This is a genomic window from Crystallibacter degradans, from assembly GCF_012952295.1.
Classification (GTDB): domain Bacteria; phylum Actinomycetota; class Actinomycetes; order Actinomycetales; family Micrococcaceae; genus Crystallibacter; species Crystallibacter degradans.
Window position 1 is genome coordinate 552,186 of record NZ_JABBCH010000001.1, and the last position, 25,054, is coordinate 577,239.

The following is a 25,054-nucleotide window of genomic DNA, read 5'->3' on the forward strand; positions in this document are numbered from 1 at the left end:
TGCCACTCACCATGGGCGACCGGGCCGGACGGGAGTTGTGACTTGATAGGAACGTGCAGCTTAGCTCTTCAGTGCTTTGTCCGCCCGGCCCGGTCAACCGTGCTCGCCTCCATAGCCATCGACAGGAACGAGAAACATGACTCTTGTGACAAAGCGCCCTACCCGAGCCGTCACCATCGGCGTGGATACTCACTCACTCGTCCACCACGCAGCCGCGTTGGATGCCAACGGGCAGATGCTTGGCGATCGACGTTTCTCCACTGACTTGGTCGGCTATCAACAACTGCTGGACTGGGCAGACGGTTTTGGCACCATCAGCGCGGTCGGCGTGGAATGCACCGGCTCCTATGGGGCGGGACTTACCCGTCATCTTCTTGCCGCCGGCTTGGATGTCCTCGAGGTGAATCGGGGGCATGCGCTCGTCCGCAGCCGATCCGGGAAGAACGACGTCATCGATGCAGAAGCTGCCGCACGTAAAGTCCTCTCCGGAGAGTGTTCCTCACCGGCAAAAGACACCACCGGAGCCGTCGAAGCGATCAGAAACCTCCACCTCATCCGTGATTCGGCCGTGAAATCACGGACAGCTACCCTCGTGCAGCTGCGCGACATCTTGGTTACAGCCCCTGCCGCCCTGCGCGGACGCCTCAACGCCAAGACCTTACAGGCCAAAGCTATGCAGGCAAGATCGCTTCGCCCCGACCTGGTCAGGCTGGACGAGCCGGAGCAGGCAGCAAAGTACGCCCTACGGGAACTTGGTCGCCGGGCCTTTGAACTCACTGCGCAGATCAACGATGTCGACAAGCACCTCAACCGCCTCGTCACCGCTGTCGCGCCGACGACCATGACCCTGCCCCAAGTGGGGCCGGTTAGCGCAGCCCAGCTGCTTATTACCGCAGGCGAGAACATTAGCCGTTTTCCGAGCGAAGCAGCCTTCGCGCGGCTCTGCGGGGTGGCGCCGATACCGGTCGCGTCCGGTAAATCGCACCGGATGCGGCTACACCGAGGCGGCAACCGCCAAGCCAACAGAGCCATCTACCTGATCACCGTCGGGCGGCTAAAGTCCGATCCGAGATCTCAGGCCTACCTTGAGCGCAAACAGAGTCAGGGACATTCAAAGTCCGACGTGATCAGGAGCCTCAAACGATTCGTCGCCAGAGAGCTCTACTATGCCTTGAAAAAGGACCTCCAACTGCATACACGGATAGTTCCAGATACGAATGTTTCAATTGGGTCAGCTGCTTGAAGGACGCAAGAGTTTCGCCTCTGTCAAAGTGCTTCGCTGACAGCGACGCGACGACGGATACCTAAGTTATCCGCAGTTGTAGCTATCAGCTCTGGATGGCTTAGTCCACTTCCCACAGCATTTTCCCGAATTGCGGAATCGCTGATCACGATCAGGCATCACCCGGCTTCTCCACCTAGAACAGCGTTGACTTCACTGAATTTCTTATGTGAAGTCGTATCGATGGATAAACGATCCATCAGGTCTCAATTTCTATTAGGGGAAAAATTGCATACGTTCAAACGACGCTTAGTGGCGTCAGCGGGAACCGCTGCGGTTCTTCTGCTTGCGGGTCTAGGTCCTGCTCAAGCGGAAGAGTCCCAGGAGCACGGAACCTTGGCAATTGTGGCGCCGGAGGTCCTTGAGGGCTCGTTGATGGCTGATGACCTTCGGGGCGCTCCGAGTGGTCCGATGTCTACACAAAATGGAGACGTAACGCTGCCCAGCGACTCATCTCGACCTGCCGTCATCCGCTCAGATGAGACAACCATTCGGGTTAACCTGCCAGCATCCGAGAAAAAGGCGAAAGCTGTCGCTGGTTCCGATGGGCAGGTGCAGTTCGACAACGGTGACGGTAGCATTACCAGCGCTCTGCCGAAGGAAGACGGATCGCTGCAGGTCGCAACTACGATAACCTCCTCCGCTGCGCCAACGAGCTATCGGTACGGACTCGGCGTCGCTTCCGGTGCATCACTAGAGTTACGTCCCGACGGTGGTGTCGATATTGTCTCTAACAAAGGTGAGTACCTCGGTGGAGTAGCGGCTCCGTGGGCGAAGGATTCCTCGGGGAGAGATATCGCTACCCACTATGAGGTGGCCGGCACGTCGCTTGTTCAGGTAGTGGCTCATACGGCCTCTAATGATGTGGCATACCCCGTGGTGGCAGATCCATGGTTCGGAATCGATCTTTACTACTCTCCGTATGTCACCTTCACGTCGCAGGGATACAAGATCAATGTGAGCCCCACTTACTGGGGGACTCAAAACCGGGACGCGACAATTTGGTGGGCACATCGTGACGAAGTCCGCACAAAGCTAGGATCGAATTCCTGGCGGTGGACGAACTCAATTCAGGAGCAGTTCTATTGTCATATTGCTGGCTACCCTGCATCGCTTCCGGAATACAACCTTGAGTCTTGGAGGCCGACGATCAACTGGGCGACTTCCCTCACCAAGTACCGCTGCAACCCCTATGACGGCTACTGGTCTTAGGGCGACCCGGCTATAACTGAAAGGGTTGTTGGGCTGCGGATCCATGGCGGCCCAACAACCCGCCTCTATTTCACTTCAAATCAATATCTAACGGGGGCACCAATGATTAGCAAAGTTCAGGCCATGTTTATCATCGGCATTGCACTTATCCTCGTGGCACTCAGCTTGGAATTTGCCATGTGGACATCGGCCTTCTCGCGCTTCATGTACTTAGAGGATCTGCAGGAGAAGCTAGAACCCGAGGTTTTCCGCCGTGTAGTGGCGATAAACCCGACTGAAAAGGCGCTGATAATAAGCGGTGCTGGAGTGTTCGTCGCGGGAGTGGTCCTGCTCGTACTCGGGCTGGTGAAAAGGAATCGAACAACCACCGCCGCTTAGCTGCGGTTGAGCTATTAGTTGGGTCCGACGCCAGACACCAACCTATGACAAAGCTCGATGGATATCGCTTAGTAGGCCCCGCCAGTAGATAGCCGTGGGGAACCAAGCGACAAAAAGTGGGAGACACGCCTCAGGACCGCCCGCCCAAGTCCCGGCCCTGATCCCTCCCGTCTATCGAAAGAAGACACGTTTCCCTCGACCGGCGGAGTGCAACCAGAGGACTTAACACCGTAAGACTTGCCTATAGGAACATCTCCTCGGCCGCACGGGTGCGCTGCTGGCGACCATCATCTTTGCGGCCACGGCGGTCTATTACGCGGTCTTCGAAGGCGCCATCCTCGCCTTCGCGTTCCAGGCACAGTTCGGCGGACCGATGGCACTCTGGTACGCCGTCGTCGTCGTGTACACCCTGCCCCTGGTCGCCGGCGGAATCCAGCGCTGGCTGGACAAGATCAACGGCTGGTTGCTGCCCGTGTATTGGGGCGGTCTGGTTGCCGCCGTCATCTGGGCCGGAACCGCCCACGGTTTCTCCGATGACTGGCTCACGCACTCGGTGCCGGCACTCGGGCTCGCCGAGGGCGGTCCGGGTTGGCTCGGCACCTTTGCCGCCTTCATGGGCGTCTGGATCCTCATGATGTACACCATGGACTTCGCTGCCCTTGGCCGGCCCCGGGACGAGAAATTCCACAAGAGGTACACCTTCGGCTGGCTGTTCTACGCGCTGGCCTTCGGCGCAAACGCCCTGATCGGGATCTTCCTGACCTTCACCATCCCGGGCCTTGAAGCCACCGAGACCGGAGTGGCCGGCGGACTGGTCTCCCTCATGGGCCTCTTCGGCCTCCTGGTGGTCTTTGTTTCGCAGACGCGGATCAACACCGCCAACTATGCACTGGGCATCTCAAACCTGCGGGAGTTCGGCGAGCGTGCCTTCAAAGTGAAGCTGCCGCGAATTGTCTGGAACCTCCTCGGCGCCGGCATCATCTTCCTGCTGATGCTGCTGCCCGTGGTGCAGTACCTCCTGGTGGCTCTGTCCTGGCAGGGCGCCCTGGTCACCGGTTGGGTGGCGATCGCCCTGACGCACATTGCGCTGGACCGGCGCTCCGGCAGGCCCGTTGAACCCGGCCACCTGCCCGACAGTTCGTTCCCGACAGTAAACACTGCAGGCGTCGCCGCGTGGTGTGTTTCGGCCGCCATCGGTATCGGGCTGATCCAGTCCGGATTGGCCTGGGGATCGACGGTGGGAACGCTGGTCACACCACTGCTGGCCGCCGCCATTTATGCCGGCCTCCGGCTGGCAAGCCGCACCAGAACGTTGCAGCCGCAGGCCTAACCCTTCGATCAGGCAGGTCGCTGAGGACGGTCGGCATAGTTGGTACACCAGCTACGCCGACCGTTTTCCTATGTCCTGCTAGCGGTCTTCAGAGCTGGCCATCGGATGCAGTTGGAAATTCCCCATTCGTCGTAATGAGAATGATTCTCATGTATGCTGGCTGGCATGCACATCACACTCGTCAGTTCTTTGGACGCGCTCTGCCGCGCCCCGGCACTCGATCACCTCTCCAGCGGCAGGGTGGATACCGCCGTCGTCATCCATGATCTGTTGGAAAACGGCACCGTGGTGCGGCAGGTTTTCCATGACGGCCGACTGCTGGAGCGGCATGAAAACCTACTGGAGCACGGCTGCCTCAGCTGCACGGTGAGGTTGGATGTGGCACCGACGGTTGAGCGCCTGCTTGCCGACGGCTATGAGCACATCATTATGGGGCTCCCACCTACGATGGCCGCGTCAATGGCGGTCCACGGAATCACCCAGGGTGTGAAGAGCCTCTTTAAGATCGCGGCGGTCGTCCTGGCATGCGATCCGTCCTCCTTGGAAGATCAGATGTGGGACCGGCACACACTGTTTGGATCCGGCTACACCGCCGCCCGCAAGGAAGAACGAACCGCGGGTGAATTCCTCCTGGAAGAATTGAGCTTCAGCGATACGGTCTTTCTGGCCGGTCCTTTCCCCTCCAGCGCCGGGAATCACCGGGGCAGAAGCCTGTTGCTGCTCCGCGAACTCGCGCCGCACTCCACCCTGATCGAAGCAGGATCAACTCGCTCCCCGGCGCGCCACGATGCTGCCGAGGCCCGGGCACGGTCCGTGCCCGGTACGGTGCGGATTCCGGCTGCGGACACTTCCACCGTGTACACCACCGTTCTGCACCGAGTCCGCCGGCCGCTGCATCCCGGACGCTTCAGACAAGCTCTACCCCAACTGGCCGAAGGGTGCGTCTGGTTGCGTGGACGCCTGTGGATGGCTTCGGCGCCAACCTGCAGAATCGCCATCCAAGGCATCGGTCCGCGTGTATTGCTCGAGAACACCGGTCCCTGGGCCGCTGATCTGCCCGATGCCGCCAGCAGCCACCCGGCCGGAAGCACGGACGCAATCCTGGACTGGGATCCCGAATCCGGTGACAGGGCGACGGTCATAGCCGTCACCGGCGAAGAAATCCGGCCAGAAGAACTTCGAGAACTTCTCGATGGCTATGCGCTGACGCCAGCCGAAACCGCCCAGCAGTCCGGTAGGTTTCCGGACCCCTTTGGGCTGGATACCAGCGAATCCACAGAAGCCGCAGAAATGGAGCCAAGAAGAAAATGAAAGTACGCAACTCACTTCGGGCGTTGAAGAAGATCCCCGGCGCGCAGGTTGTCCGCCGACGCGGCCGCACGTTCGTCATCAACAAGAAGAACCCGCGGATGAAAGCCCGTCAGGGCTGAAGCATCTGCCAGCTCAAGCACTCCCCCAGATCACAACAGTCCAACCACCGAGGTATTTTTCGTATGCACTCCAAACTCCGCCGATCGGCACTCGCCGGAACGGCAGTTCTCGCCGTTGCCTTGACGTCCTGCGCCGGACCCCAATCCGAAGCGGGCACCCAAGCATCCGCAGCATCCAGCGACAAGATCAGCATCGTCGCATCCACGAACGTATACAGCGATATCGCGGAAGCCGTCGGCGGTGGGAAGGTGTCGGCCACGGCGATCATCGACAGCATTAGCCAGGACCCGCACTCTTACGAAGGCACGGCCAGGGACCGTCTTGCTTTATCCGAGGCTGACCTCGTCATCCGCAATGGGGGTGGCTTCGATCCGTTCATGGAACAGCTCGCGGGAGACACGGACGTGGCAGCGGTGATCGATGCATTCGAAGTATCGGGACTCGATGCCGCCCATGAAGATGAGGCGCAGGCACACGAAGCCCACGAAGATGAGCCCGCTGCCGCACAGCCCGACGAGCACGATCACAGCCACGGCGCGGTCAACGAGCACGTCTGGTATTCACTCCCGGCCATTTCCAGGATCGCCGATGAGATTGCCGCGCAGCTAACCAAGTTGGACCCCGAGAATACTTCCACATACGAGTCCAACGCGGCGGCGTTCACCGATGATCTCGGAGACCTTGAAGGTCGCATGGCCGATCTACGCAAGGAGCATGAGGGCAGTGCCATCGCCGCCACCGCGCCGCTGGCTGAGCATCTCCTCACCGACATCGGGCTTGTCGACAAGACGCCGAAGGGGTTCGTTGCCGCGATCGAAGCCGGGAACGACGCTCCCCCGGCCGAACTCAAGGAAGCGCGGGATCTTGTGACGTCAGGAAACATGGTCCTGCTGGCCTACAACAGCCAGGTGGAAGGTCCACAGTCAGAGAGTCTGAAGGCAATGGCCAAAGAGACGGGTGTGCCGGTGGTCGACTTCACCGAAACCCTTCCCGAGGATGTCTCCTACGTGGAGTGGATGAGCGGCAACATCGACAAGCTTGAAGCAGCACTGGACTCCTGAAAACAGCACTATGCCTGCCGAGGGCAATGCTCCAGCTGGACGCTGGACCATTGCCCTCGGAACTGCCCGTTTGAAGGCTGCTGCCGCTGCCCTTCCTAACCTGCGGCAGGCACCCGGATCAGCTTCTTGTTCACGAATTCGGCCATGCCGTACTTGGCCAGCTCGCGGCCGACGCCGGAGCGCTTGACGCCGCCGAAAGGCAAATCGGCCTGTGAATCTGCCACGGAATTGATAAACACCATGCCGGTGTCCAATCGGTCGGCAACTTCTTTGGCTTTCTCTACATCGGCGCTGAAAACGGCTCCACCGAGCCCGTAGGGCGACCCGTTCGCCAGTTCGATGGCTTCCTCGGCATCCCGCACCTTGTAGATGACGGCGGCAGGGCCAAAAAGCTCTTCCGAGTAGGCACGCATGCCGGGCTTCACGCCGGTGAGGACAGTCGGTTCCACGTAAGCTCCCGGTCCTTCGACAAGCTTGCCGCCCGTGAGCAGTTCAGCGCCCTTGTCGACCGCATCCTGAACCTGTTCGATCAGTTCTTCGGCGGCACCCTGCGATGACAGGGGGCCGAAGCGCGTTTCGGGCTTCAGCGGGTCGCCCGGCTCGACCCTCGCCATCCGCTTGGTGAATTTATCCACGAATTCTTCATAGAGGTCCTCGACGATGATGAACCTCTTGGAGGCAGTGCAGGCCTGGCCGGCGTTGCTCATGCGCCCGCCGACAGCAGCCTTGACCGTTGCGTCCAGGTCCTCGGAGTCCAGCACAATGAACGGATCGCTTCCGCCCAGCTCGAGCACATACTTCTTCAGGTGGCGGCCCGCCACCTCCGCCACCGCGGAGCCGGCACGCTCGCTGCCTGTCAGGGAGACGCCCTGGACGCGCGGATCAGCGATGATTTCGGCGACCTGCTCGTTGGTCGCAAATATGTTGACGTAGGCGCCGTCGAGCAGGCCGGCGTCCCGGAAGATTTCTTCCATCACGATCGCCGACTGCGGGCAGTTCCGCGCGTGTTTGAGCAGGATCGTGTTTCCCAGCATCAGGTTCGAAGCGGCGAACCGGGCCACCTGATAGTAGGGATAGTTCCAGGGCATGATGCCGAGCAGCACTCCGATCGGGGCCGAACGGACAACGGCCTCTCCGCCACCCTTGACGGTCAGCAACTCGTCGTCCATGAATGCCGGACCTTCAGTTGCGTAGTACTCGTAAATGTCCGCGACCAGCCCGATTTCGCCCTTGGCCTGGCTGACCGGTTTGCCCATTTCCAAACTGATGATTCTTGCCAGTTCATCCCGGCGCTCCCGGTAGAGCTCGGCCACACGCAGCAGGACGGCAGTTCGCTCCGGAACAGCACTTTGCCGCCATGAATCATAGGCCGTCTGTGTTTTCTTGAGTGCCCCGGAAATTTCTTCATCGTTGGCAGCTGCGAATTCCTGCAGCGTTTCGCCGGTCGCAGGATTTATACTCTTGTAGTAAGTCATGCTTTCAAAAATATCGGCAGGAAGACTGCATATCCAGCGAATTTGAGACATTTCTTGATATGTCGTAGTGATAATTGGATGATATGTGGCAGCAACCATAAAGTAGAATGCTTCATAAGCGATTCGCCGGAAACCCGACGTCCAACTGTCGCCCAGTAGAAGGGAGAAAATCGTGGCCTCACCGCCGGCGCTGCAGTCCCAGATTTATCGCTCCCTGCCCGAAAAGGAACGGTCCGAGGCGATAGTCCAGAGGATATCCACGGCGATTGCCCTGGGCATGCTCCGCGTCGGCGAGCGCCTGCCCGTGGAATCCGAGCTTTCCGACATGTTCGGCGTAGCGGGAGCCACCCTTCGTGAAGCCCTCGCTGAACTAAGGGAACGCGGGGTGGTTGAAACACGGCGCGGCCGCAATGGCGGAACGTTTGTGGTCAAGTCCCCGCAGGCCCAGGAGCAGCAGCTGCGGAAGTACCTTCGGGACACTTCCATTGCGGACCTGCGGGATCTCGGCGACGAGCAAACTGCCGTGGCCGCAGCAGCTGCCCGGCTGGCATGTGACCGCGCCCATCCGAAGGATCTGGACCGGCTGGAACAGCTGGCCAAGGCGCTGGCCGACGCCGATTCCCCCGAAACACAGGCGAGATCAGACAGCCGCTTCCACATAGAGCTGGCGGTGGTCGCCCAGTCTCCGCGGCTCACAACCCTTGAGATCCGCCTGCAATCCGAGGTCGGCCAGCTTCTGTGGAGCCCAATCGCCGGTGTGTTCGACCCCGCTACGGCCGCCCGTGAGCATGTGCGGATCGTGGATGCGATCAGGGCGGACGAACCAGACAACGCCCAGCGTTTGGTTGTCGAACATATCCGGCGGAACACTTACCACCTCATTGACACCAAGCTCACGCTTGCCCATGCAGGCGATGAAGAGGAGATCCCATGATTGCGCCCGCCTCACCCCGCGCCATCAGCAGTGCGACGGCCATCGAGGCATGGCTCAACGAGCTGTACCAGGACCTGTACAACACTGCCCACACGGTGGAAAAACAGCTCGGAGCAAAAATTCAGGCAGGCATAAAAATATCACCTAAAGACATTACCGGATTACGTGAAATATCCACCGCGTTCCTCAATTCCCATGACATTGTTGTCGGCGCGGGAGTAATCTTCTCGATCTCGGCAATCAAAGACGCTGAAGGAGTATTGGAATGGTGGTTCAGAACTGATTCGGGAAATATTGAAAAACTCGATTTTGATTTAGCTCCCGAGGGCGAACGGTTTTACGATTACGAGCAGCTCCCCTGGTTTTCCATCGCTGCCAAAACCGGCCGGCAATCCATTGCGGGCCCCTATGTGGACTATCTCGGCTTCGACGAATACATCATGACCTGTACCGTTCCGACCTATGTCCATGGAACCTTCATCGGTGTAACCGGCTGTGACATCCGGATCCGCGACATTGAAAACAAGTTCATCCCGATTGTCCGCCGGATTCCTGGCGATGCCGCCATCCTGAATGGCCAGAACCGCGTGATCCTGGGCAACTCCGGACGTTTCATTGTGGGGGAACGGATCAAGGCAGCGCCGGAAGGATTCTGCTTCATACCGCTGAACGTCCCCAACCTGAACCTGCACCTGATCTGCACGGCCGGATGACCGCGCAGATCAACTGATCAGGCGTTGGCCGGCTCCTGCGGCCTGCCCGGCGCAGCCGCCGTATTCAGCCTGCTCTGGCGCACGAACTCTTCAAACAACAGGGACCGATCATTCGCGTCCCCGTCCGAGTCCTCCGGATGCCATTGCACGCCGACCACCCAGGTCTTGCCCGGATGCTCCGTACCTTCAACCACACCGTCCTGTGCCAAAGCGGCAACCTGCAGTTCAGCTGCCACAGTTCCCACCGCTTGATGATGCCCCGAGCGCACGGTGACCGTTGGACGGCCAAGGATGGCCGCCACCTTCGAGCCGGGAGCCAGGTTCACCTTCTCGTCCAGGAACATCGGTTGTCCCGGTCCCCCGCGGTGCAGATGCCAGGGGTCCAGATCAGGGATCAGCGTGCCGCCACAAGCTACGTTGAGCAGCTGCGACCCCCGGCAGATGGCGAGCAGCGGCTGGTCCCGCTCCAGCACACCGCGGATCAGTTCCAGACAGTACTGGTCCGCCCGCAGATCGACTCCGTAGGAATTCCGTACCGGCCCAGTATGGCCATACAACGACGCGTCCACATCGCCGCCGCCCAGAAAGAGGACTCCGTCGTACTTTGCCAGCTCCGCTTCGGGAGTCAGTTGTTCCGCACCACTGTCCACCAGCTCGGCCCGGGCACCGGCTGCCAGCAGTGTTTCAAACGCGACACGCGTAAAGCGTTCCATCAGTTCCAGTGTCTGCTGGGTCATCCCGGGGAACGTCAGTGAAACAACGACGGCGACGCGCGGCGCGTCCGCGGGCAGGTGTTCGAAGGCGGCGGGAACCACGTCCGCGGGGTTGACCCGCAGCCCACTCACCGGGCACCTGCCAGTTCTGCGGCGACAGCCACGTCACGGCGCTGTCTGGCCGCGTCGACAACCCAGACAAACAGCGCGTGGTCGGCGGGATTGGTCTCTGCGGTGTCTTCCGGATGCCACTGGACAGCGAGCATGGAAGCTTCCGGCGCTTCGAGCGCTTCCACCACGCCGTCCGCTGCGATCGCCGTCACTTCCAGGCCTTCACCGAGCGCACCCACGGCCTGGTGGTGGTACGAGGAGACATCCACCTGCCCGCTGCCGACCACCGTTGCCAACAATGACCCTTCCGAAACCGCAACCGGATGTATCGCATCCTTATGCTGCACGGTTCCCGGCTCCAGATGCTGAAGCAGCGTGCCGCCACGGGATACGTTGAGCAGCTGCAGGCCGCGGCAGATCGCCAGCAGCGGCACTCCCGCTTCGATGCAGGCGGCCATAATGGCCGATTCATACGCGTCCTGGCCAGAGTAGTCGGTGGGCCAATAATGTTCGTCCGGTTCTGCTCCGTAAAGCTCGGGCGCCACGTCGGCACCGCCGGGAAGCAGCACGCCGTCGAAACGGGCAACCTGCTCGGCGGCGCTGTCGCCGCTTCCCGGGAACATCACGACCGGCTCACCGCCGGCAGCGACGATGCAGCGCAGCACCTTGGCTGCCACGGCAACGCCATCGAAGCGCAGGCCGTGGACGGAGTTGGACCACATGCCCGGAACGCCGATTAAGGGGCGGCTCATACTGCTACCTCCGCCGCCAGCGGGTACGGCAGGTGCGGCATCCACTTGGTCCAGACCCGCTCCAGCCGCCCGTCCGCCACCACCGTTGCCAGTGCCGCGTTGAGCTCGGCCAGCAGGAACGGGTTGTCCTTGGCCACCCCAATCCCCCACCGGTTACCCGTGGGGTGCGTGAAGGCGACATCGTACGCGGGCTCTTCCCCAAGCGGCACGGTCACGACGTCGTCGTCCACCATGGCATCCACCTCACCGTTGCGCAGGGCCGCCAGCATCTCCCCGAACACGTCCGCGCCGTTGAAGGCGACCGGTTCGGCTCCCTCGAAGGTGACAGCCAGTTTCATGTTGGCGCTGCCCTCGATCGCCGCGACCTTGTAGCCAACCAAGTCCTCCGGCGAGCGGGCCGGATCGCCCTTGCGCACCAGCACGGTTTCGTCGAACACGGCGTACGGGTCGGTAAAGTTCACCACGGCCTGGCGTTCCGGGATGATGCCCTGGCCGCACCAGACCGCATCCACCCGGTGGTCGCGCACGGCGGGGAGCATGTCGTCCCAGTCCAGGTACGTCCACTCGATGCGCAGGCCCAGCACGGAGGCGACCAGCTCGGCCGCCTCCGGCTCGTACCCGCGGCGGTTGCCGTGGTCGTCGGCCAGGTTGAACAGCGGCGGCGCCTCGGAGTCGATACAGGCCAAACGCAGGATGCCAGCTGAAAGAGTCTCGACGCGGCTCACGGAATGGTCTCCCAGTACATCTCGCGGTCCCATTCAGTGATGGCGCCGCAGTAGCGGGCCCACTCCTCCTGCTTCAGTTGGGTGTAGATCGATACCAGGTCCGCCGGCAGTGCCGACGTGAGGTACGTATCAGAGACGAAGGCGTCGATCGCGTCGCCCAAGGTGAGCGGCAACTGGCCGCCGAGGGCCGGAACGTCCGCACCGCCGTCGTCGGCCATACCTGGATCCAGCCGGCGGTTCAGTCCGTCCTCCATCGCGGCAATGAGCAGCGTGTGCGACAGGTACGGGTTCACGGCGGCGTCCGGAACCCGGTACTCCATCCGGCCGTTGGAGGAGATGCGCACCAGGCAGCCGCGGCTATCCAAGCCCCAGTTTGCGGTGCTGGGGGCGAACTGGCCGGCGTCCCAGAACCGCTTGTAGGAGTTGACGGTGCTGGCCATGACCGCCATCGAACCGGGAGCATGTGTGAGCAGACCGCCGATGGCGTGCCTGGCCGTCTCGGAAACGTGCAGTTCCACCCTGCCGTCGTCCTCGATGACGTTGGTGTTCCCGTCCCAGAGGCTCAGGTTGTGGTGGCAGCCGTTGCCCATCTGGCCGTTGTAGGGCTTGGGCATGAAGCTGGCGGTGACGCCGAATTCGCGGGCCACCTGCTTACAGATTTGGCGGTAGGTGACCAGCCGGTCTGCGGTGTTTTCCACCCGGTCGTACATCCAGTTGAGCTCAAGCTGGCCGTCGTCTTCGTAGTCTCCCTCGATCATGTCCAGGCCCATGGCCTTGGCGTAGGTAACCAGTTTCTTGTAGATCGGACGCATCCGCTCCAGGTTCTCCACCTGGTAAGCCGGGCTGGTGCCGGGCTTCTTGACCACCTCGAGACCTGGGCCTTCCCAGGTCATCTCGGGTTCGGTTCCGGAGCGGACCTCGAAGCCAGTGCGGGCGGTGAAGGCCTCGTGCGAGCGGATCAGCAGTGAGCGGGTGTCGATCGGCAGGAGGCGGCCGCCGACTTCAGGCAGGTGCGGGGGCTCGTAGGCGGTGCAGAAGATCCGCGCCACCGAGGTGTCCCAGGGCAGCACCACAAATGTATCCGGCTCCGGCAGTGCCCAGAATTCGCGGGCCTCGATGCCGCCGCCGATCAGGTTACCGTGGCGGTCATTCTGCAGGTCGGACAGCGCCGTCCGGTGGAAGCAGATGCCCTTTTCCAAGTTGCGCTTGAAGTGGTTGGCCGGGACCATCTTGGCCACCATGCGGGAGCCGATGGTCGGCAGCGCGTAGTACACATACTCGACGCCGGCCTCCTCGATCTTGCGGCCGAGGTCGCGCACGGTTTCGGGACGCAGGTTGCGCTCCTGGTGCCGCGCAAAGGCGCCGCGGTCGTTGAGGGATTGCTGCAGGTCGTTGGCGGCCAGGTCGGGCCGTACGGGGGTGAGTGTCATGATGGTCTTCTTTCTCGTCAGTGTGCGAAGCCGGTCAGACGGCAGCCAGGTCGGCGCCGGCGGGGATGCCGGATTCGTTCACGAGCTTGCGGTAGTGCAGTTGGCGGTCAGCCGGCAGAGCGGCGGTCACCGCGCCGATCAACCGGCCGTCGCGGTAGTAAGCCAGGGCGGTTCCCTCCCAAGGGCGGGAAGGGTCGCCTTCGAGAACCTCGATGGTGTCGGCCAGAGCGGGGCTGCCCACTCCTTGGATTCGGGTCTTGAAGATGTCGGTCCAGAAAGACGGCATCGGTGCCGCCGGCTGAGGAACAACGTCGCCCTTGAGGCCCGCCACCAGTGCCGGCGCGGCGATTTTGGCCGTATCGGCCGGAGTGGCCCAATGCTCGACGCGGCGGGCAGGTCCGCCGGCGCGACGATCCGGATACCGGGCTACGTCGCCCACCGCAACCACATGTTCCGCTCCGAGCACCTGGAGGTGTTCGTTGCAGAGCGCACCGTCGCTGAGGTCCAGCCCGTTTCCCGCCAGCCACTCGACGTTCGGCAGCGAGCCGACGGCCTCAATAACGACGTCGGCGGCTACTTCCGTACCGTCCTCGAGCCGGACACCTGCACAGCGCCCGGAGCCTTCGGTGTAGGTTCCGGGCACGTCCAGGAACTCGGTGACCCGTTTGCCGGCCACACAGTCAATGCCGTGCGTCTGCAGGAAGGTCCGGATGCCCGCGCTCAGTTCGTGACCGAGCGGGCGCTCCATCGGACCGCCGGCCCCCTCGATGAGCGTGACCTTGCAGCCGAGGGCGGCAGCTGTCGCGGCCGCCTCGCATCCGATGAAACCGGCGCCGATGACCGCCACCTTGGACCTGGACGTCAGCTCGCCGTGCAAGGCCAGAGTGTCCTCGAGACGGCGAATCACGTGGCGTCCGGCGGTGGGTCCCGGAACGGGTACTCGCCTGGGTCGGAGCCCGGTGGCAATCACCAGTCCGTCGTAGACAAGTTCTTCGCCGCTATCCAACGTCAGTGTGCGGGCCGCGAGATCTGCCGCAGTAACCGCGCATCCGAGCCGCCATTGAATATCGGTGGCCGTGCGGCGTTGCCGAAGCTGTACCGCGGCAAGCGCATCCTCGCGGGATCCGGGTGCGGCGAGCAGGTCCTTGGACAGCGGCGGTCGGTTATAGGGCGGGTGGGTCTCATCGCCGACGACGACGATCTCGTCCTCCCAGCCGGCCGCGCGCAACTGTTCGGCGGCGCGCAGTCCTCCCATCGAGGCTCCGGCGATGACTATTCTGCGGCTCATGTCAGTCCTTGAGGAAGATAGCCTGGACCGGACAGACGTCGATGGCTTCCTCCACCTCGTCCAGCAGTGCGTCGTCGAAAGTTGCCTCGTACTCGAGCTCGCCGTCGGCATTCATCCGGAAAACGTCCGGCGCGGCGATAGCGCACTGGCCGTGGTTGTCGCAGAGGGTGCGGTCTACGTCGATGGTCTTCATCGGTGTTGTCCTTCCTAAAGTATTGCTGTGTTCAGGGCCGCTAGGACCGCTTGGTGAAGCCGATGGGCAGCCGGATCGGACCGGTGTTGCCCGAGTCCGGCAGCCACTCGTCCCCGCCGGTCAGGTACGGCTGGGCAATGCGGCTGGCCAGCAGCGGCAACGCCTCGCTCATGTCCGCGCGGGCCACGAAGTGCCCCAGGCAGTGGTGGACTCCGCCGCCGAACCCGTAGTGCGGAGCGTGCTCGCCGAGCAGGTCCATTTCCGGGTTGGGGAAAGCCTTCGGATCAGTGCCTGATGACTGGGTGAACAGGTGGACCGTGGTGCCTTTTTCGATGAACAGGTCCTGGTAGGTGAAGTCCTCGACTGCTTCCCGGGTCACCCAAGTAACCGTGGGATTGATCCGCATGACTTCTTCGACGGCCTTGCCGCCCAAGTCCGGGCGTTCAGCCAGCAGCTCCCACTGCTCCGGGTTGTGCATGAAGGACTGCATGGCCAGTCCAAGCTGGTTGCGCGTGGTGTCCATGCCGCCAAAAATCAGCAGGACCAGCGCGTTGCGCAGCTCCTCGTCGCTGAGCCGGTCTCCGTCCCGGTTGGCCAGTACCAGGCGGCTGACGAAGTCTTCGCCCGGATTGGCCTGGCGGTCCTTGATCAGTCCCTCGGCGTATTCATAGAGCTCGGCGACGGCGGCGTCCACCTTGTCCAAGTCCTGCTTGAAGGTCACGCCCAGCGCCAGCCCCACGGTGGAGGCCAGCCGGGCGATCGTCGGCCATTCGCTTTCCGGAATGCCCAGCAGGATGGTCAGCACCCGCGTGGCATAGGGTTCGGCGAAGTCCCGGATGAACTCGCATTCGCCCTTGTCGATGAAGGAGTCGATCAGCTCGTTCGCCAGGACTTGGAAGCGCGGCACCAGGTCCTTGATCAGCCGGGGAGAGAAGGCCGGGTTGAGCAGGCGCCGGATCCGGTGGTGGTCCTCGCCCTCCAGTACCAGCAGGTTCTTGGTCCACCAGTCGTAGAAAAGCCCGCCGTGGACGCCGTTGTGCGCCGGCCACTTGGCGCTACCCTGCGAGAGCTTGGGACTCTTGAGCAGCTTGCTGACCTCGTCATACCGCAGCACGGCGATGCCGTAATTGGTCCGTGCGTACCAGCTCTGCTCCCGGGCTGCCCGCAGCTCTTCGGACTGCATGGCGAACGATGGATCCGAGATGTTCAGGTAGGGAACCTGGACGGTAGGCGTACTCATGATGTGGAACCTGTTTCTTTCTTTGCTGTTGGAACTGAAAGGCGCGGCAGCCGCGTTAGGGCTTGAGGGAATGTGCCGGCGCGGCGGGGACCGCATCGCCGAAGGGTGCGTCGCCCTTGAGGTAGGGCTTCTTCCACGCCATGTAGACCAGGCCGATTACGACGACGCCGACCGCAGAGATCAACACGATGTAGTTGGAGAACCAGCCGGCTTCCGGGGTCCGCGGCCAGGCCATGTTGACCATGCCGAGCACACCCCAGGTCAGTGCCGCTACGTAGATGGGGGTGCCCCAGGCGCCCAGCTGGAAGGCACCGCGTGGCTTCCAGCCCTTGAGCCGTGCACGCAGCGCCGCGAGCACCACCATCTGGAAGCCCATGTACATACCCATGGCGGCGAAGGAAATGATGGTGATCAGGGCATCCTCGGAAACCTTGGAGCCGATCACGATCAGTGCCGGAACCAGGCCGGCCAGCAGCAGGGCATACGGCGGAACGTGGCGGGTTTCGCTGAACTTGCTGAGCAGTTTGCTGGCGGGAAGAATGCCGTCACGGGCCATGGAGTAGGCCAGGCGGGAGGATGCCGCCTGCAGGCTCAGGACGCAGGAAACAAAAGAGATGAGCACGACGGCGAGCACTACCTTGAAGCCGACAGGTCCGAAAGCCGAGAGCAGCACGTTGCCGACCGGATCGGCGTCGGCGCCGCTGATCACTGCGCCGAAATCGGGAACGGCAAGGATCAGGGACAGGCAGACGAACATCGCCGCGAAGCCACCAATGTAGATGGTCATCCGCATAGCCTTCGGGATGGTGCGTCCGGGGTTCGGGACCTCTTCAGCGACGTCGCCGCAGGCCTCGAACCCGTAGTACTGGTAGATGCCGATCAGTCCCGCCGCCGCAAAGGCGATGAAGTAGTTGCTACCTTCGCCTGCCCCGAAGCTCTGGAACAGTACGCCCAGATCGTGTTCGCGGGCCGCCACCATCAGCCAGATACCGACTACCAAAGCGCCGCCCAGCTCGGCGAGCAGGCCGAGCATGGCGACCTTGTTCAGGACTTTGGTGCCGCCAAGATTCAGCAAGGTCGCCAGCAGGATGACGGCCAGGGCAGCCATGATCACGGAGTTGACACTGCTCTCCATCCCCAGCAGGGAGCTGAGGAAGGGGCCGGAGCCGTAGGCAACACTGGCAATGGTTGCCAGCAGTGCGCACAGGTACACCCAACCGTTCATCCAGCCCCACTTGCGGCCCCACAGTCGGCGGGACCACGGGTACACCCCGCCGGCCACCGGGTAGTTGGAAACAACTTCCCCGAAGACCGTGGCGACCAGCAGCTGGCCGACGCCGACAATGATCAGCGACCAAAACATCGGCGGCCCGGCGATTCCGAGCGAGGCTGCGAACAGCGAATAGATACCAACAACGGGGGACAGATAAGTGAAGCCCAGGGACACATTCCCCCAGAACGTCATTTCGCGCTTGAATTGCTGATCGTACGAGTAACCGAGGCTGGCGAGGTGTGCGGCATCTTCATCGATGCCGGTCTCCCCAGCAGGCTTCGTCATTTCGGCAGACATTGCTCTCCTTCTCAACGGTGAGTCAAAGCAGTAAGTCGGATGGAAGCGGTCTGTACCCCAACGCGGAACCCCCATGTCCCTTCGTGATGCACATCACGTGACCGCGATCACTGAAAAACTCTACTAATGAATGTTTATTCTGGCAAGGGCTGGATCTCGCGCCATCGACCAAGACGGAAGCAGCGGGCTTCTTCTCGCGTGGAATCAGAGGACTTTCAAAGGCGAGGGACCCGGAAACGGCGCACATTTGCAGCCGCAGACCGGACCAGCAAAAAGCTTCGCTTCCGACGTATTTTCCCTATCGCTGCATGGATTTCAGAGCACCGGCCAGGCGCGGCGGCTCAGATCGTAGGCTTCCCAGGCACGGGGAACGAGGTCGAAGGCGGCGTCGCAGATCCGGCGGAGCTGCTCCATACTCCCGGCGGGAAGCTGCTCCGGGCCAGGCACCCGGTCTGGATCGGGATAGCTGTTCCCGATGGAAGCAGCCCACTCCAGCCCATGTGAGTACCCGCTGCAGAACTGCCAGACAAAGATCAGCTCGGCCGGCACATCGCCGTCGGAACGCAGGTCCTTCAGGATGGCCGTCTGCGTGCGGTTCTTCGTGGCATAGCCCCAGTTACCGCTCGCCTTCCGGCTAAAAACCGGCGGCAGCAGCATCGACTCCGCCGCGTCATTGACCGCTTGGCGCAGCCCGTCGAAGTACTCCACGGCGTGGGCATGCTCGCCGGGCCGGAACTCTTCGAGGTAAGCGTCCCAAAAGGACGAGGCATTGAAGACCTCCCGAGCGATGAGGACCAGGCTCCGGCGGGAACGTTCGCGCCCATCTTCCGGCAGCAGCGCCCAAAGCACTGTCGTCGCGCACTCGATGATGGTCCGCACCAGCGAGTAGGGGGCATGGGTATTCTGCCGGTAATAGACGGGTCCGCCGGGATCTTCGACGAATACCAGCCGCCGCAGCGCGTTGGCGTTGTCCGTGACGGCGGCCAGTGACTGCCGGACGATGCGGCTGACACTGTGCGAGGGGGCGAACCGCTCGTCGAGCAGGAACAAGGGAGACTTGGGCTCAATCCGGTCGCCGTCCGACTCCCGGCACAGCAACGGCGCCAGCTCCCGCAGGCGCGCCAGGATGGCCTGCGCTGCGAGGCTTTCCGCATCCGCCCCGTCCAGCCGGCCCGCACAATCAGGGGGAACCTGCGCGTCCTGCATGGGCAAAATCCTAGTCCCTCGGACAGTCTGACCAGCACGCTGGACAATTCATCCAATTCGGCCTGTGTTTCAGGTCACTAGGCTTGGGCGCAGTCAAAACAAAAGGATGGAACCATGACCGAACGGCTGGTTGTCAAAACAGCACGGGCCCCGGAAGCCAAGCTCAAGCGCGTCCTCAGCCACTGGGACACCTTGGCCATCGGCGTCGGCGCGATGATCGGCTTCGGCTGGGTTGTCCTGACCGGCGGCTGGATTGAAGGGGCCGGCACGTTCGGCGCGGCGGCCGCGATGCTTGCCGGCGGCATCATCATGGCCGTCGTCGGGCTGACCTACGCCGAGCTCGTCGCCGCCATGCCGTTTGCGGGCGGCGAGCACAACTACCTGCTCCGGTCGATGGGCGCGCGCTGGTCCTTCATCGGGTCCTGGGCGATCACGGGCGGCTACATCACTATTGTGGCGTTCGAGGCGGTGGCGCTCCCGCGGACCGCGCTGTATCTCTTTCCGGAGCTGAACAAGGTCCGTCTCTGGGAAGTTGCCGGCGCCGAGGTCTATCTCAGCTGGGCGCTGGTAGGCGTGATTGCCGCCGTCGTTATTACGGCCATCAACATCCTGGGTGTCAAGATCGCCGGCACGGTCCAGCTGTTCGTCATCCTGTTCCTCTTCGCGGTAGGCGCCCTGCTCCTGTTCGGCTCCACCACTGGCGGCAGCGCGGACAACATGGAACCGTTCTTCAACAACGGCTGGGCCGGTTTCTTCGCCGTACTGGTCATTGTGCCGTTCATGTTTGTGGGTTTCGACGTGATTCCACAGTCCGCCGAGGAAGTGAACATTCCAGCGAAGAAGGTTGGCAAGCTGGTGGTCATCTCCGTGCTGATCGCGGCTGTCTGGTACGTCGCCGTCATCCTGACCACCTCGTCGGCCATGCCCGGGTCCGAACTGGCCGCAACGGAACTGGCCACTGCGGATGCCATGGGCGCCCTGTTCAACTCCGATCTCATGGCCAAGGTCCTCATCGCCGGCGGCATCGCCGGCATCCTGACCTCATGGAACTCGCTGCTGATGGGCGCATCCCGACTGCTCTACGCCATGGCGAACTCGGGCATGCTCCCGGCCTGGTTCGGCAAGCTCCATCCGAAGTTCCGCACCCCGGTCAACGCGCTGCTCTTCATCGGCGGCCTCTCCGTCCTGGCCCCGTTCTTCGGCACGGCGATGCTCGGCTGGCTGGTTGACTCCGGTTCCCCCAGCATTGTCATTGCGTACCTGCTGGTCGGCATCGCCTTTGTCATCCTGCGCCGGAAAGAGCCGCAGATGGACCGGCCGCTGCGTGTCGGCGGAAAGCGCAACGGCGGCATCTGGATTGGCGGCGCCTCCGTCCTGCTGTGTGCCGGGCTGCTGAGTCTCTACATCCCGGGAATGCCCGCTGCCATCGGCGGCGCCCCGTGGACCTTGTTCGGCCTATGGTGGGTCCTCGGTGCCATCTTCCTGTTCCGCATTCCGGCCGGCATCAAGGGCGGCCCGAACGCCGAAGACGAACTGCACGCAAGGCTGGCCGCACGCCGTCGCTGACCCGCATGCTGGCTCCCGACACCAGACCTACCGCCGCCCCGGCAGAAGGAATTTCATGAATACCACCGGCTCCCCCGACCCCACGACATCCGGCAAGCTGCCCCTCGACGGGATCGTCGTCGCGGACTTCTCCCGCGTCCTCGCCGGCCCGCTGGCCACCATGACCCTGGCTGACCTCGGCGCCCGGGTGATCAAGGTGGAACGGCCCGGGGCCGGGGACGACACCCGCACATGGGGTCCGCCGTACTCGGCCACGGGGGCGACGTACTTCGAGAGCGTGAACCGGAACAAGGAGTCCGTCTGCCTCGACCTGACCGACGACGGCGACCGCGTGCTGGCGCGGAAGCTCGCCGCCCGGGCCGACGTCCTCGTAGAGAACTTCAAACCGGGCGGGATGGACAAACTCGGGCTCGGCTATGAAGAACTGAGCCGCGAAAACCCGGGGCTGGTCTACGCCTCCATCACCGGGTTCGGCAGCAGCGGCGGCGCGGACCTGCTCGGCTACGACTTCATTGTCCAGGCGCTCGGCGGGCTCATGAGCATCACCGGCGAGGCGGACGGCGGCCCGATGAAGGCCGGCGTCGCCCTGGTGGACGTGCTCACGGCGAAGGACACGACCATCGGCGTACTGGCGGCGCTGAATGCCAGGGCCGCCACCGGACGCGGTGCGCATCTGGAGCTGAACCTGCTCTCCAGCCTGCAGGGCGCACTGGCCAACCAGGCCCAGGCGTACCTCGGAGCGGGCAAGGTCCCGGGCCGGATGGGCAACGGGCACCCGTCCATCGTTCCGTACCAGTTGCTCCAGTGCGAAGACGGGCCGTTGGCGGTGGCGTGCGGCAACGACGGCCAGTTCCGGAAGCTCGCGGCCGTAATCGGTTCGCCCGGGCTCGCCGACGACGAGCGGTTCGCCACCAACAGCGCCCGCGTGGCCCACCGCGAGGAACTGGTCACGATCCTGGAGGCAGCCCTCGCTACCGCCGGCGCGCAGATCTGGCAGGACAAGCTCAACAGTGCCGGCGTACCGGCCGGACACGTAGCCGGTATCGACGACGGCCTGCAGTTCGCCGAGTCCCTGGGCCTGAACCCGACCATCGAAGTGCACACGCCGGACGGCACTCCGGTGGGCCGCCAGGTCCGCCACCCAGCCACCTGGACTCCCCCGCTGCCGCCGCGCACCGCCGCGCCGCCCCAGCTGGGCGAACACGACGACGCCGTCCGGGCCTGGCTCGCGGAGAACTGACCCCGCACCTAGCGATGGACGACGACGGCGGGGCGCCACCCGCCGTCGTCGTTCTGGCGTTAACGTCGTCGTCGTTCTGGCTTTAACCCGTGCGGCGCAGGGCCAGCCAGAGGTTGGCCGCCACGTCCGGATCATCCAGGTCCGCATCGATCAGCTTGGCCGCGATCGAGATCCGGTGCCGCAGCGAGTTGCGGTGCAGGTTCAGCTCGCGCGCCGTGATCTCCCATTGGCCCCGGTTGCGCAGGTAGGAGCGGACCGTTTCGACCAGGTCCGCGCGGGAATACCCGGCGAGCGCGGCCACCCATGCCTCGGCCCGGGCATCGAGCCCGCCCTTCACCTGCGCGAGCACGCCGTCGTCGGCACGCCGCGCCGCAGCAACTACCTCGGCCACCGCAGTGGAAGCCTGCTCCAGCGGCAACGGCAGGCTGATCGCGGCAGACATGCCTTCCGGCGGTGCTTCCTGCGAACCGGGCGAAGTGCCGGGCCCTGTTTGGCTGCCGGCCCGGCCCTCCTGACCGGCCTCGCTACCGGCACGGGCCTCACTGCCGGCCCCGGCGTCGAGCAGGAAATAGGTGAGCCCGTCGGCGGTGTAGCGCAGGCGGCAGTTCCGGACGGCCGCGGCCAGACCGGGCCATGCTTCCTCTTCGTGCAGCGTTGTCACGGCGGCCGCGGCATCGCCCGGGCCCCCGGATTCCGGTTGGCTTCGGCGCAGGACCAGCAAGCGGACCTGCCCCGGCATGCCGTCCAGCTCCAGGTCGGCGGCGAGGGCGCGCGCCGCATCCACATACCCCTTCAGCACCAGCTTGGCCACGGCCGCACCCATCATGGCCGACGCGCCGGAAGCCTCCTGGTCCTGCTGTGCCTTGAGCGAGAGCAGCACGCAGACGGTCAGGATGATCTGCCGGTCCGTCTTGCCCAGCTTCCGGCCTGCGCCGATCGCCAAGTACCCCGCGGTGCGCCGGCCTACCAGCACGGGGTATTCCACCACGTCCGTGCCGTAGAGCTGGAAGGTCGCGGCGGACTGGGTTCCGGCCATGTTGAATCGGGCGGTTTCTTCACGCAGTTGCGGGACCACGCCGCTGACCGTGTCCGGCCACAGCGTTTCCGCTCCCCCGTCTGCCGGCAGGTAGACCACCCAGCCGCCGAGCGCCTGCGCAAGCGCCTTGACCACGGAAGCCAGCGCGTCCGGCCGGGTAGCCGCGCGTGCCAGCGCTGTCTGCGTGCCCAGGCTCGCCGCTAGGTCCGCCTGCCCGCCCTTGCCCACCAGATCCCAGTAGGCGCGCGAGACGTTCATGAACGGGGTGCCGTCCGGAACGAGCAGCAGCGCCAGCCCTGCCTCGGCGCAGGTTTCTGCGAGCGGCTCCGGGACCTCGTCAACCCCGGCGCCCAGGCCCAGGCCGAGCGCGGCCACATTCCGCTGCACCAGCCGCCGGACGTAGGCACCGGTCTTTTCGGCTCCGGCCGAGACCGGAATGCCGGTGGTCAGCAGCAGCTCGCCGCCTTCCAGATACGGCGTGGGATCCTCAAGCTCTGAAATGTGCACGCCGGAAATCTGCCGCCGCGGCACGGCTCCGCCGCCTTCCGGCACCAGGTCGCTTCCCAGCTGCCCGCACAGCTGCGCCAGACTGATCACGGTTCTCCCTTCGACTCGGACGCGCCAATGCGGCCAAGGTTGGATAGTAGTGACTATAGAATCCGGGTTTCTGGATAGTTTGTCCAATGAACCGCATGCCGCGAGTGACTAGTTTTGTCCCATGACTTCCAGCCTCACTCCGCTCCCCCAGTCCCGCCACCTGGCCACGGCCATTCCAGGTCCCCGTTCGCAGGCCCTGCATGCCGAACGCCAGGCCCACGTGACCGATGGCTTCGGCATCGCCCTGCCGGTCTTCATCGACCGCGCCGACGGCGGCATCCTGCAGGACGTGGACGGCAACCGGCTGATCGATTTCGCCTCCGGCATCGCCGTGACCAGCATCGGCGCCAGCAACCCGCGCGTCCGCGAGCGCGTTGCCGCGCAGCTGGAGCGCTTCACGCACACCTGCTTCATGGTCACCGAGTACGAGTCCTTCACCCAGGTGGCCAAGTGGCTCAACGAGCACACGCCCGGCGACTTCGAGAAGCGCACCGCCCTCTTCTCCACCGGCGCCGAGGCCGTGGAGAACGCGGTCAAGATCGCCCGCTCCGCCACCGGCCGCAGCAAGGTGCTGGTCTTCGATGAGGCCTACCACGGCCGCTCGCTGATGACCATGGCGATGACCGCCAAGGAGACCCCCTACCGCCTCAACTTCGGCCCGTTCCCCACCGAGGTGGTGCGCGCAGCCTCGGCCAACCCGCTTCGCCCCGCCACCGCTACAAACACAACCAACGACGACGGCGTTCCCGCCTCGGGCGCGGACGTCGCCGCCGCGGCACTCGCCTCAGTCGAAGCAACGCTGGCCGAGCACGGCCCGGAGAGCTTCGCGGCCATGGTCATCGAGCCTATCCAGGGCGAGGGCGGTTTCATCGTCCCCGCCCCCGGTTTCCTGAAAGGTCTGCGCGAGATCGCCACGAAGCACGGCATTGTGCTGGTGATCGACGAGATCCAGGCCGGCATGGGCCGCACCGGCACGCTCTTCGCCAGCGAGCACGAAGGCATCGCCGGCGACATGACGCTCAGCGCCAAGGCCCTGGCCGACGGTGTCCCGCTGAGCGCGGTCACCGGCCGCGCGGACCTGATGAACGCGGTCCACGCCGGTGGCCTCGGCGGTACCTACGCCGGCAACCCGCTGGCCTGCGAGGCGGCGCTGGCCGTTTTCGAGGCGTTCGAGGACGGGACGCTGCTGACCAACGCCCGTTCCATCGAAGCCACGGCCCGCGAGGTGCTCGAACCGCTGGTCGCGGAGACCGACGTGGTCGCCGAGTTCCGTGGCCGCGGCGCCATGCTGGCCCTCGAGTTCGCCGACCGCGGCACGCTGGAGCCCCGGGCCGACTTGGCCAAGGAGATCTCCGCCCGCTGCCACGCCCAAGGCGTGCTGACCCTGACCTGCGGCACCCACGGCAACGTGATCCGGCTGCTGCCGCCCCTGGTCATCGGCGACGAACTGTTCCGCGACGGGCTGGCGGTCCTGCGCCAGGCCATCGTCGATGTCGCTGCCGGCCGCGACGCAACCACCGCGGAAGCCGCCGCTCCGGCACTTGCCTGACCCCCGCCGTCGTTTGTCCCTA

Annotated in this window: 23 protein-coding genes; 12 read left to right on the forward strand and 11 right to left on the reverse strand. The window is 63.7% G+C overall.

Features of this window, described 5'->3' with window-relative positions:
- Window positions 1-136 precede the first annotated feature (136 nt).
- The 7 genes from HGO92_RS02510 to HGO92_RS02540 all read left to right on the forward strand — a co-directional run bounded on the left by HGO92_RS02510 (window position 137) and on the right by HGO92_RS02540 (window position 6,694).
- On the forward strand, window positions 137-1,243 hold the full coding sequence (locus tag HGO92_RS02510; protein ID WP_169991539.1) for an IS110 family RNA-guided transposase: 1,107 nt from the start codon (window positions 137-139) through the stop codon (window positions 1,241-1,243).
- Window positions 1,244-1,465: 222 nt separating this feature from the next.
- Window positions 1,466-2,494, forward strand: a complete 1,029-nt coding sequence (locus tag HGO92_RS02515) for a DUF2599 domain-containing protein (protein WP_169991541.1) — start codon at window positions 1,466-1,468, stop codon at window positions 2,492-2,494.
- Between the two features lie 123 nt (window positions 2,495-2,617).
- The gene (locus HGO92_RS02520; protein WP_169991543.1) at window positions 2,618-2,872 is read left to right on the forward strand and encodes a hypothetical protein; all 255 of its coding nucleotides are present in this window, start codon (window positions 2,618-2,620) and stop codon (window positions 2,870-2,872) included.
- 373 nt (window positions 2,873-3,245) lie between these two features.
- Complete coding sequence (locus HGO92_RS02525; RefSeq protein ID WP_205834094.1) at window positions 3,246-4,202, forward strand: purine-cytosine permease family protein; 957 nt, start codon at window positions 3,246-3,248, stop codon at window positions 4,200-4,202.
- Between the two features lie 165 nt (window positions 4,203-4,367).
- The gene (locus HGO92_RS02530) at window positions 4,368-5,513 is read left to right on the forward strand and encodes a GTP-binding protein (RefSeq protein WP_169991545.1); all 1,146 of its coding nucleotides are present in this window, start codon (window positions 4,368-4,370) and stop codon (window positions 5,511-5,513) included.
- Window positions 5,510-5,632 (forward strand): type B 50S ribosomal protein L36, encoded by a 123-nt coding sequence (ykgO, locus tag HGO92_RS02535; protein ID WP_133409460.1) that lies wholly within the window; start codon window positions 5,510-5,512, stop codon window positions 5,630-5,632. Before HGO92_RS02530 ends, ykgO begins: the two co-directional genes overlap by 4 nt.
- Window positions 5,633-5,695: 63 nt before the next feature.
- Entirely contained in the window at window positions 5,696-6,694 is a 999-nt protein-coding gene (locus HGO92_RS02540; protein WP_169991547.1) for a metal ABC transporter solute-binding protein, Zn/Mn family, read from the forward strand.
- Between the two features lie 95 nt (window positions 6,695-6,789).
- Here HGO92_RS02540 and HGO92_RS02545 read toward each other — a convergent pair whose 3' ends face one another.
- A complete protein-coding gene (locus HGO92_RS02545; protein ID WP_169991549.1) occupies window positions 6,790-8,169 on the reverse strand; it encodes an NAD-dependent succinate-semialdehyde dehydrogenase in 1,380 nt (459 codons plus the stop codon).
- Between the two features lie 172 nt (window positions 8,170-8,341).
- Between HGO92_RS02545 and HGO92_RS02550 the strand changes: the two genes are divergently transcribed.
- Window positions 8,342-9,103, forward strand: a complete 762-nt coding sequence (locus HGO92_RS02550) for an FCD domain-containing protein (protein ID WP_169991551.1) — start codon at window positions 8,342-8,344, stop codon at window positions 9,101-9,103.
- Complete coding sequence (locus tag HGO92_RS02555) at window positions 9,100-9,816, forward strand: cache domain-containing protein (protein ID WP_169991553.1); 717 nt, start codon at window positions 9,100-9,102, stop codon at window positions 9,814-9,816. The genes HGO92_RS02550 and HGO92_RS02555 overlap by 4 nt, the downstream gene beginning before the upstream one ends.
- Window positions 9,817-9,833: 17 nt before the next feature.
- Here HGO92_RS02555 and HGO92_RS02560 read toward each other — a convergent pair whose 3' ends face one another.
- The 9 genes from HGO92_RS02560 to HGO92_RS02600 form a co-directional block, all read right to left on the reverse strand.
- A complete protein-coding gene (locus HGO92_RS02560) occupies window positions 9,834-10,661 on the reverse strand; it encodes a gamma-glutamyl-gamma-aminobutyrate hydrolase family protein (protein ID WP_169991555.1) in 828 nt (275 codons plus the stop codon).
- A complete protein-coding gene (locus tag HGO92_RS02565) occupies window positions 10,658-11,392 on the reverse strand; it encodes a gamma-glutamyl-gamma-aminobutyrate hydrolase family protein (RefSeq protein WP_169991557.1) in 735 nt (244 codons plus the stop codon). Before HGO92_RS02565 ends, HGO92_RS02560 begins: the two co-directional genes overlap by 4 nt.
- Window positions 11,389-12,117 (reverse strand): ABC transporter substrate-binding protein, encoded by a 729-nt coding sequence (locus HGO92_RS02570; protein ID WP_346768820.1) that lies wholly within the window; start codon window positions 12,115-12,117, stop codon window positions 11,389-11,391. Before HGO92_RS02570 ends, HGO92_RS02565 begins: the two co-directional genes overlap by 4 nt.
- A complete protein-coding gene (locus HGO92_RS02575) occupies window positions 12,114-13,547 on the reverse strand; it encodes a glutamine synthetase family protein (protein ID WP_205834095.1) in 1,434 nt (477 codons plus the stop codon). The genes HGO92_RS02570 and HGO92_RS02575 overlap by 4 nt, the downstream gene beginning before the upstream one ends.
- A 34-nt stretch (window positions 13,548-13,581) precedes the next feature.
- Window positions 13,582-14,835 (reverse strand): NAD(P)/FAD-dependent oxidoreductase, encoded by a 1,254-nt coding sequence (locus tag HGO92_RS02580; protein WP_169991561.1) that lies wholly within the window; start codon window positions 14,833-14,835, stop codon window positions 13,582-13,584.
- Between the two features lies 1 nt (window position 14,836).
- Window positions 14,837-15,028, reverse strand: a complete 192-nt coding sequence (locus HGO92_RS02585) for a ferredoxin (RefSeq protein ID WP_169991563.1) — start codon at window positions 15,026-15,028, stop codon at window positions 14,837-14,839.
- Window positions 15,029-15,068: 40 nt separating this feature from the next.
- The gene (locus HGO92_RS02590; protein WP_169991565.1) at window positions 15,069-16,268 is read right to left on the reverse strand and encodes a cytochrome P450; all 1,200 of its coding nucleotides are present in this window, start codon (window positions 16,266-16,268) and stop codon (window positions 15,069-15,071) included.
- Window positions 16,269-16,323: 55 nt separating this feature from the next.
- On the reverse strand, window positions 16,324-17,838 hold the full coding sequence (locus HGO92_RS02595) for an APC family permease (protein WP_169991567.1): 1,515 nt from the start codon (window positions 17,836-17,838) through the stop codon (window positions 16,324-16,326).
- A 315-nt stretch (window positions 17,839-18,153) separates the two neighbouring features.
- Window positions 18,154-19,044, reverse strand: a complete 891-nt coding sequence (locus tag HGO92_RS02600) for a hypothetical protein (protein WP_169991569.1) — start codon at window positions 19,042-19,044, stop codon at window positions 18,154-18,156.
- A 114-nt stretch (window positions 19,045-19,158) separates the two neighbouring features.
- Between HGO92_RS02600 and HGO92_RS02605 the strand changes: the two genes are divergently transcribed.
- Entirely contained in the window at window positions 19,159-20,610 is a 1,452-nt protein-coding gene (locus HGO92_RS02605; protein ID WP_169991571.1) for an APC family permease, read from the forward strand.
- 55 nt (window positions 20,611-20,665) lie between these two features.
- A complete protein-coding gene (locus tag HGO92_RS02610; protein WP_169991573.1) occupies window positions 20,666-21,850 on the forward strand; it encodes a CaiB/BaiF CoA transferase family protein in 1,185 nt (394 codons plus the stop codon).
- Window positions 21,851-21,932: 82 nt separating this feature from the next.
- Here HGO92_RS02610 and HGO92_RS02615 read toward each other — a convergent pair whose 3' ends face one another.
- A complete protein-coding gene (locus HGO92_RS02615; protein WP_169991575.1) occupies window positions 21,933-23,483 on the reverse strand; it encodes a PucR family transcriptional regulator ligand-binding domain-containing protein in 1,551 nt (516 codons plus the stop codon).
- Window positions 23,484-23,604: 121 nt separating this feature from the next.
- On the opposite strand from HGO92_RS02615, the gene HGO92_RS02620 reads away from it, so the two are divergent.
- A complete protein-coding gene (locus HGO92_RS02620) occupies window positions 23,605-25,032 on the forward strand; it encodes an aminotransferase class III-fold pyridoxal phosphate-dependent enzyme (protein WP_169991577.1) in 1,428 nt (475 codons plus the stop codon).
- Window positions 25,033-25,054 lie beyond the last annotated feature (22 nt).

Bases quoted from the DNA above. Each gene is read 5' to 3' on its own strand.
- HGO92_RS02510 (WP_169991539.1), top strand. From the start codon at position 137: ATGACTCTTGTGACAAAGCGCCCTACCCGAGCCGTCACCATCGGCGTG.
- HGO92_RS02515 (WP_169991541.1), top strand. From the start codon at position 1,466: ATGGATAAACGATCCATCAGGTCTCAATTTCTATTAGGGGAAAAATTG.
- HGO92_RS02520 (WP_169991543.1), top strand. From the start codon at position 2,618: ATGTTTATCATCGGCATTGCACTTATCCTCGTGGCACTCAGCTTGGAA.
- HGO92_RS02525 (WP_205834094.1), top strand. From the start codon at position 3,246: ATGGCACTCTGGTACGCCGTCGTCGTCGTGTACACCCTGCCCCTGGTC.
- HGO92_RS02530 (WP_169991545.1), top strand. From the start codon at position 4,368: ATGCACATCACACTCGTCAGTTCTTTGGACGCGCTCTGCCGCGCCCCG.
- ykgO (WP_133409460.1), top strand. From the start codon at position 5,510: ATGAAAGTACGCAACTCACTTCGGGCGTTGAAGAAGATCCCCGGCGCG.
- HGO92_RS02540 (WP_169991547.1), top strand. From the start codon at position 5,696: ATGCACTCCAAACTCCGCCGATCGGCACTCGCCGGAACGGCAGTTCTC.
- HGO92_RS02545 (WP_169991549.1), bottom strand. From the start codon at position 8,169: ATGACTTACTACAAGAGTATAAATCCTGCGACCGGCGAAACGCTGCAG.
- HGO92_RS02555 (WP_169991553.1), top strand. From the start codon at position 9,100: ATGATTGCGCCCGCCTCACCCCGCGCCATCAGCAGTGCGACGGCCATC.
- HGO92_RS02565 (WP_169991557.1), bottom strand. From the start codon at position 11,392: ATGAGCCGCCCCTTAATCGGCGTTCCGGGCATGTGGTCCAACTCCGTC.
- HGO92_RS02575 (WP_205834095.1), bottom strand. From the start codon at position 13,547: ATGACACTCACCCCCGTACGGCCCGACCTGGCCGCCAACGACCTGCAG.
- HGO92_RS02580 (WP_169991561.1), bottom strand. From the start codon at position 14,835: ATGAGCCGCAGAATAGTCATCGCCGGAGCCTCGATGGGAGGACTGCGC.
- HGO92_RS02585 (WP_169991563.1), bottom strand. From the start codon at position 15,028: ATGAAGACCATCGACGTAGACCGCACCCTCTGCGACAACCACGGCCAG.
- HGO92_RS02590 (WP_169991565.1), bottom strand. From the start codon at position 16,268: ATGAGTACGCCTACCGTCCAGGTTCCCTACCTGAACATCTCGGATCCA.
- HGO92_RS02595 (WP_169991567.1), bottom strand. From the start codon at position 17,838: ATGTCTGCCGAAATGACGAAGCCTGCTGGGGAGACCGGCATCGATGAA.
- HGO92_RS02600 (WP_169991569.1), bottom strand. From the start codon at position 19,044: ATGCAGGACGCGCAGGTTCCCCCTGATTGTGCGGGCCGGCTGGACGGG.
- HGO92_RS02605 (WP_169991571.1), top strand. From the start codon at position 19,159: ATGACCGAACGGCTGGTTGTCAAAACAGCACGGGCCCCGGAAGCCAAG.
- HGO92_RS02610 (WP_169991573.1), top strand. From the start codon at position 20,666: ATGAATACCACCGGCTCCCCCGACCCCACGACATCCGGCAAGCTGCCC.
- HGO92_RS02620 (WP_169991577.1), top strand. From the start codon at position 23,605: ATGACTTCCAGCCTCACTCCGCTCCCCCAGTCCCGCCACCTGGCCACG.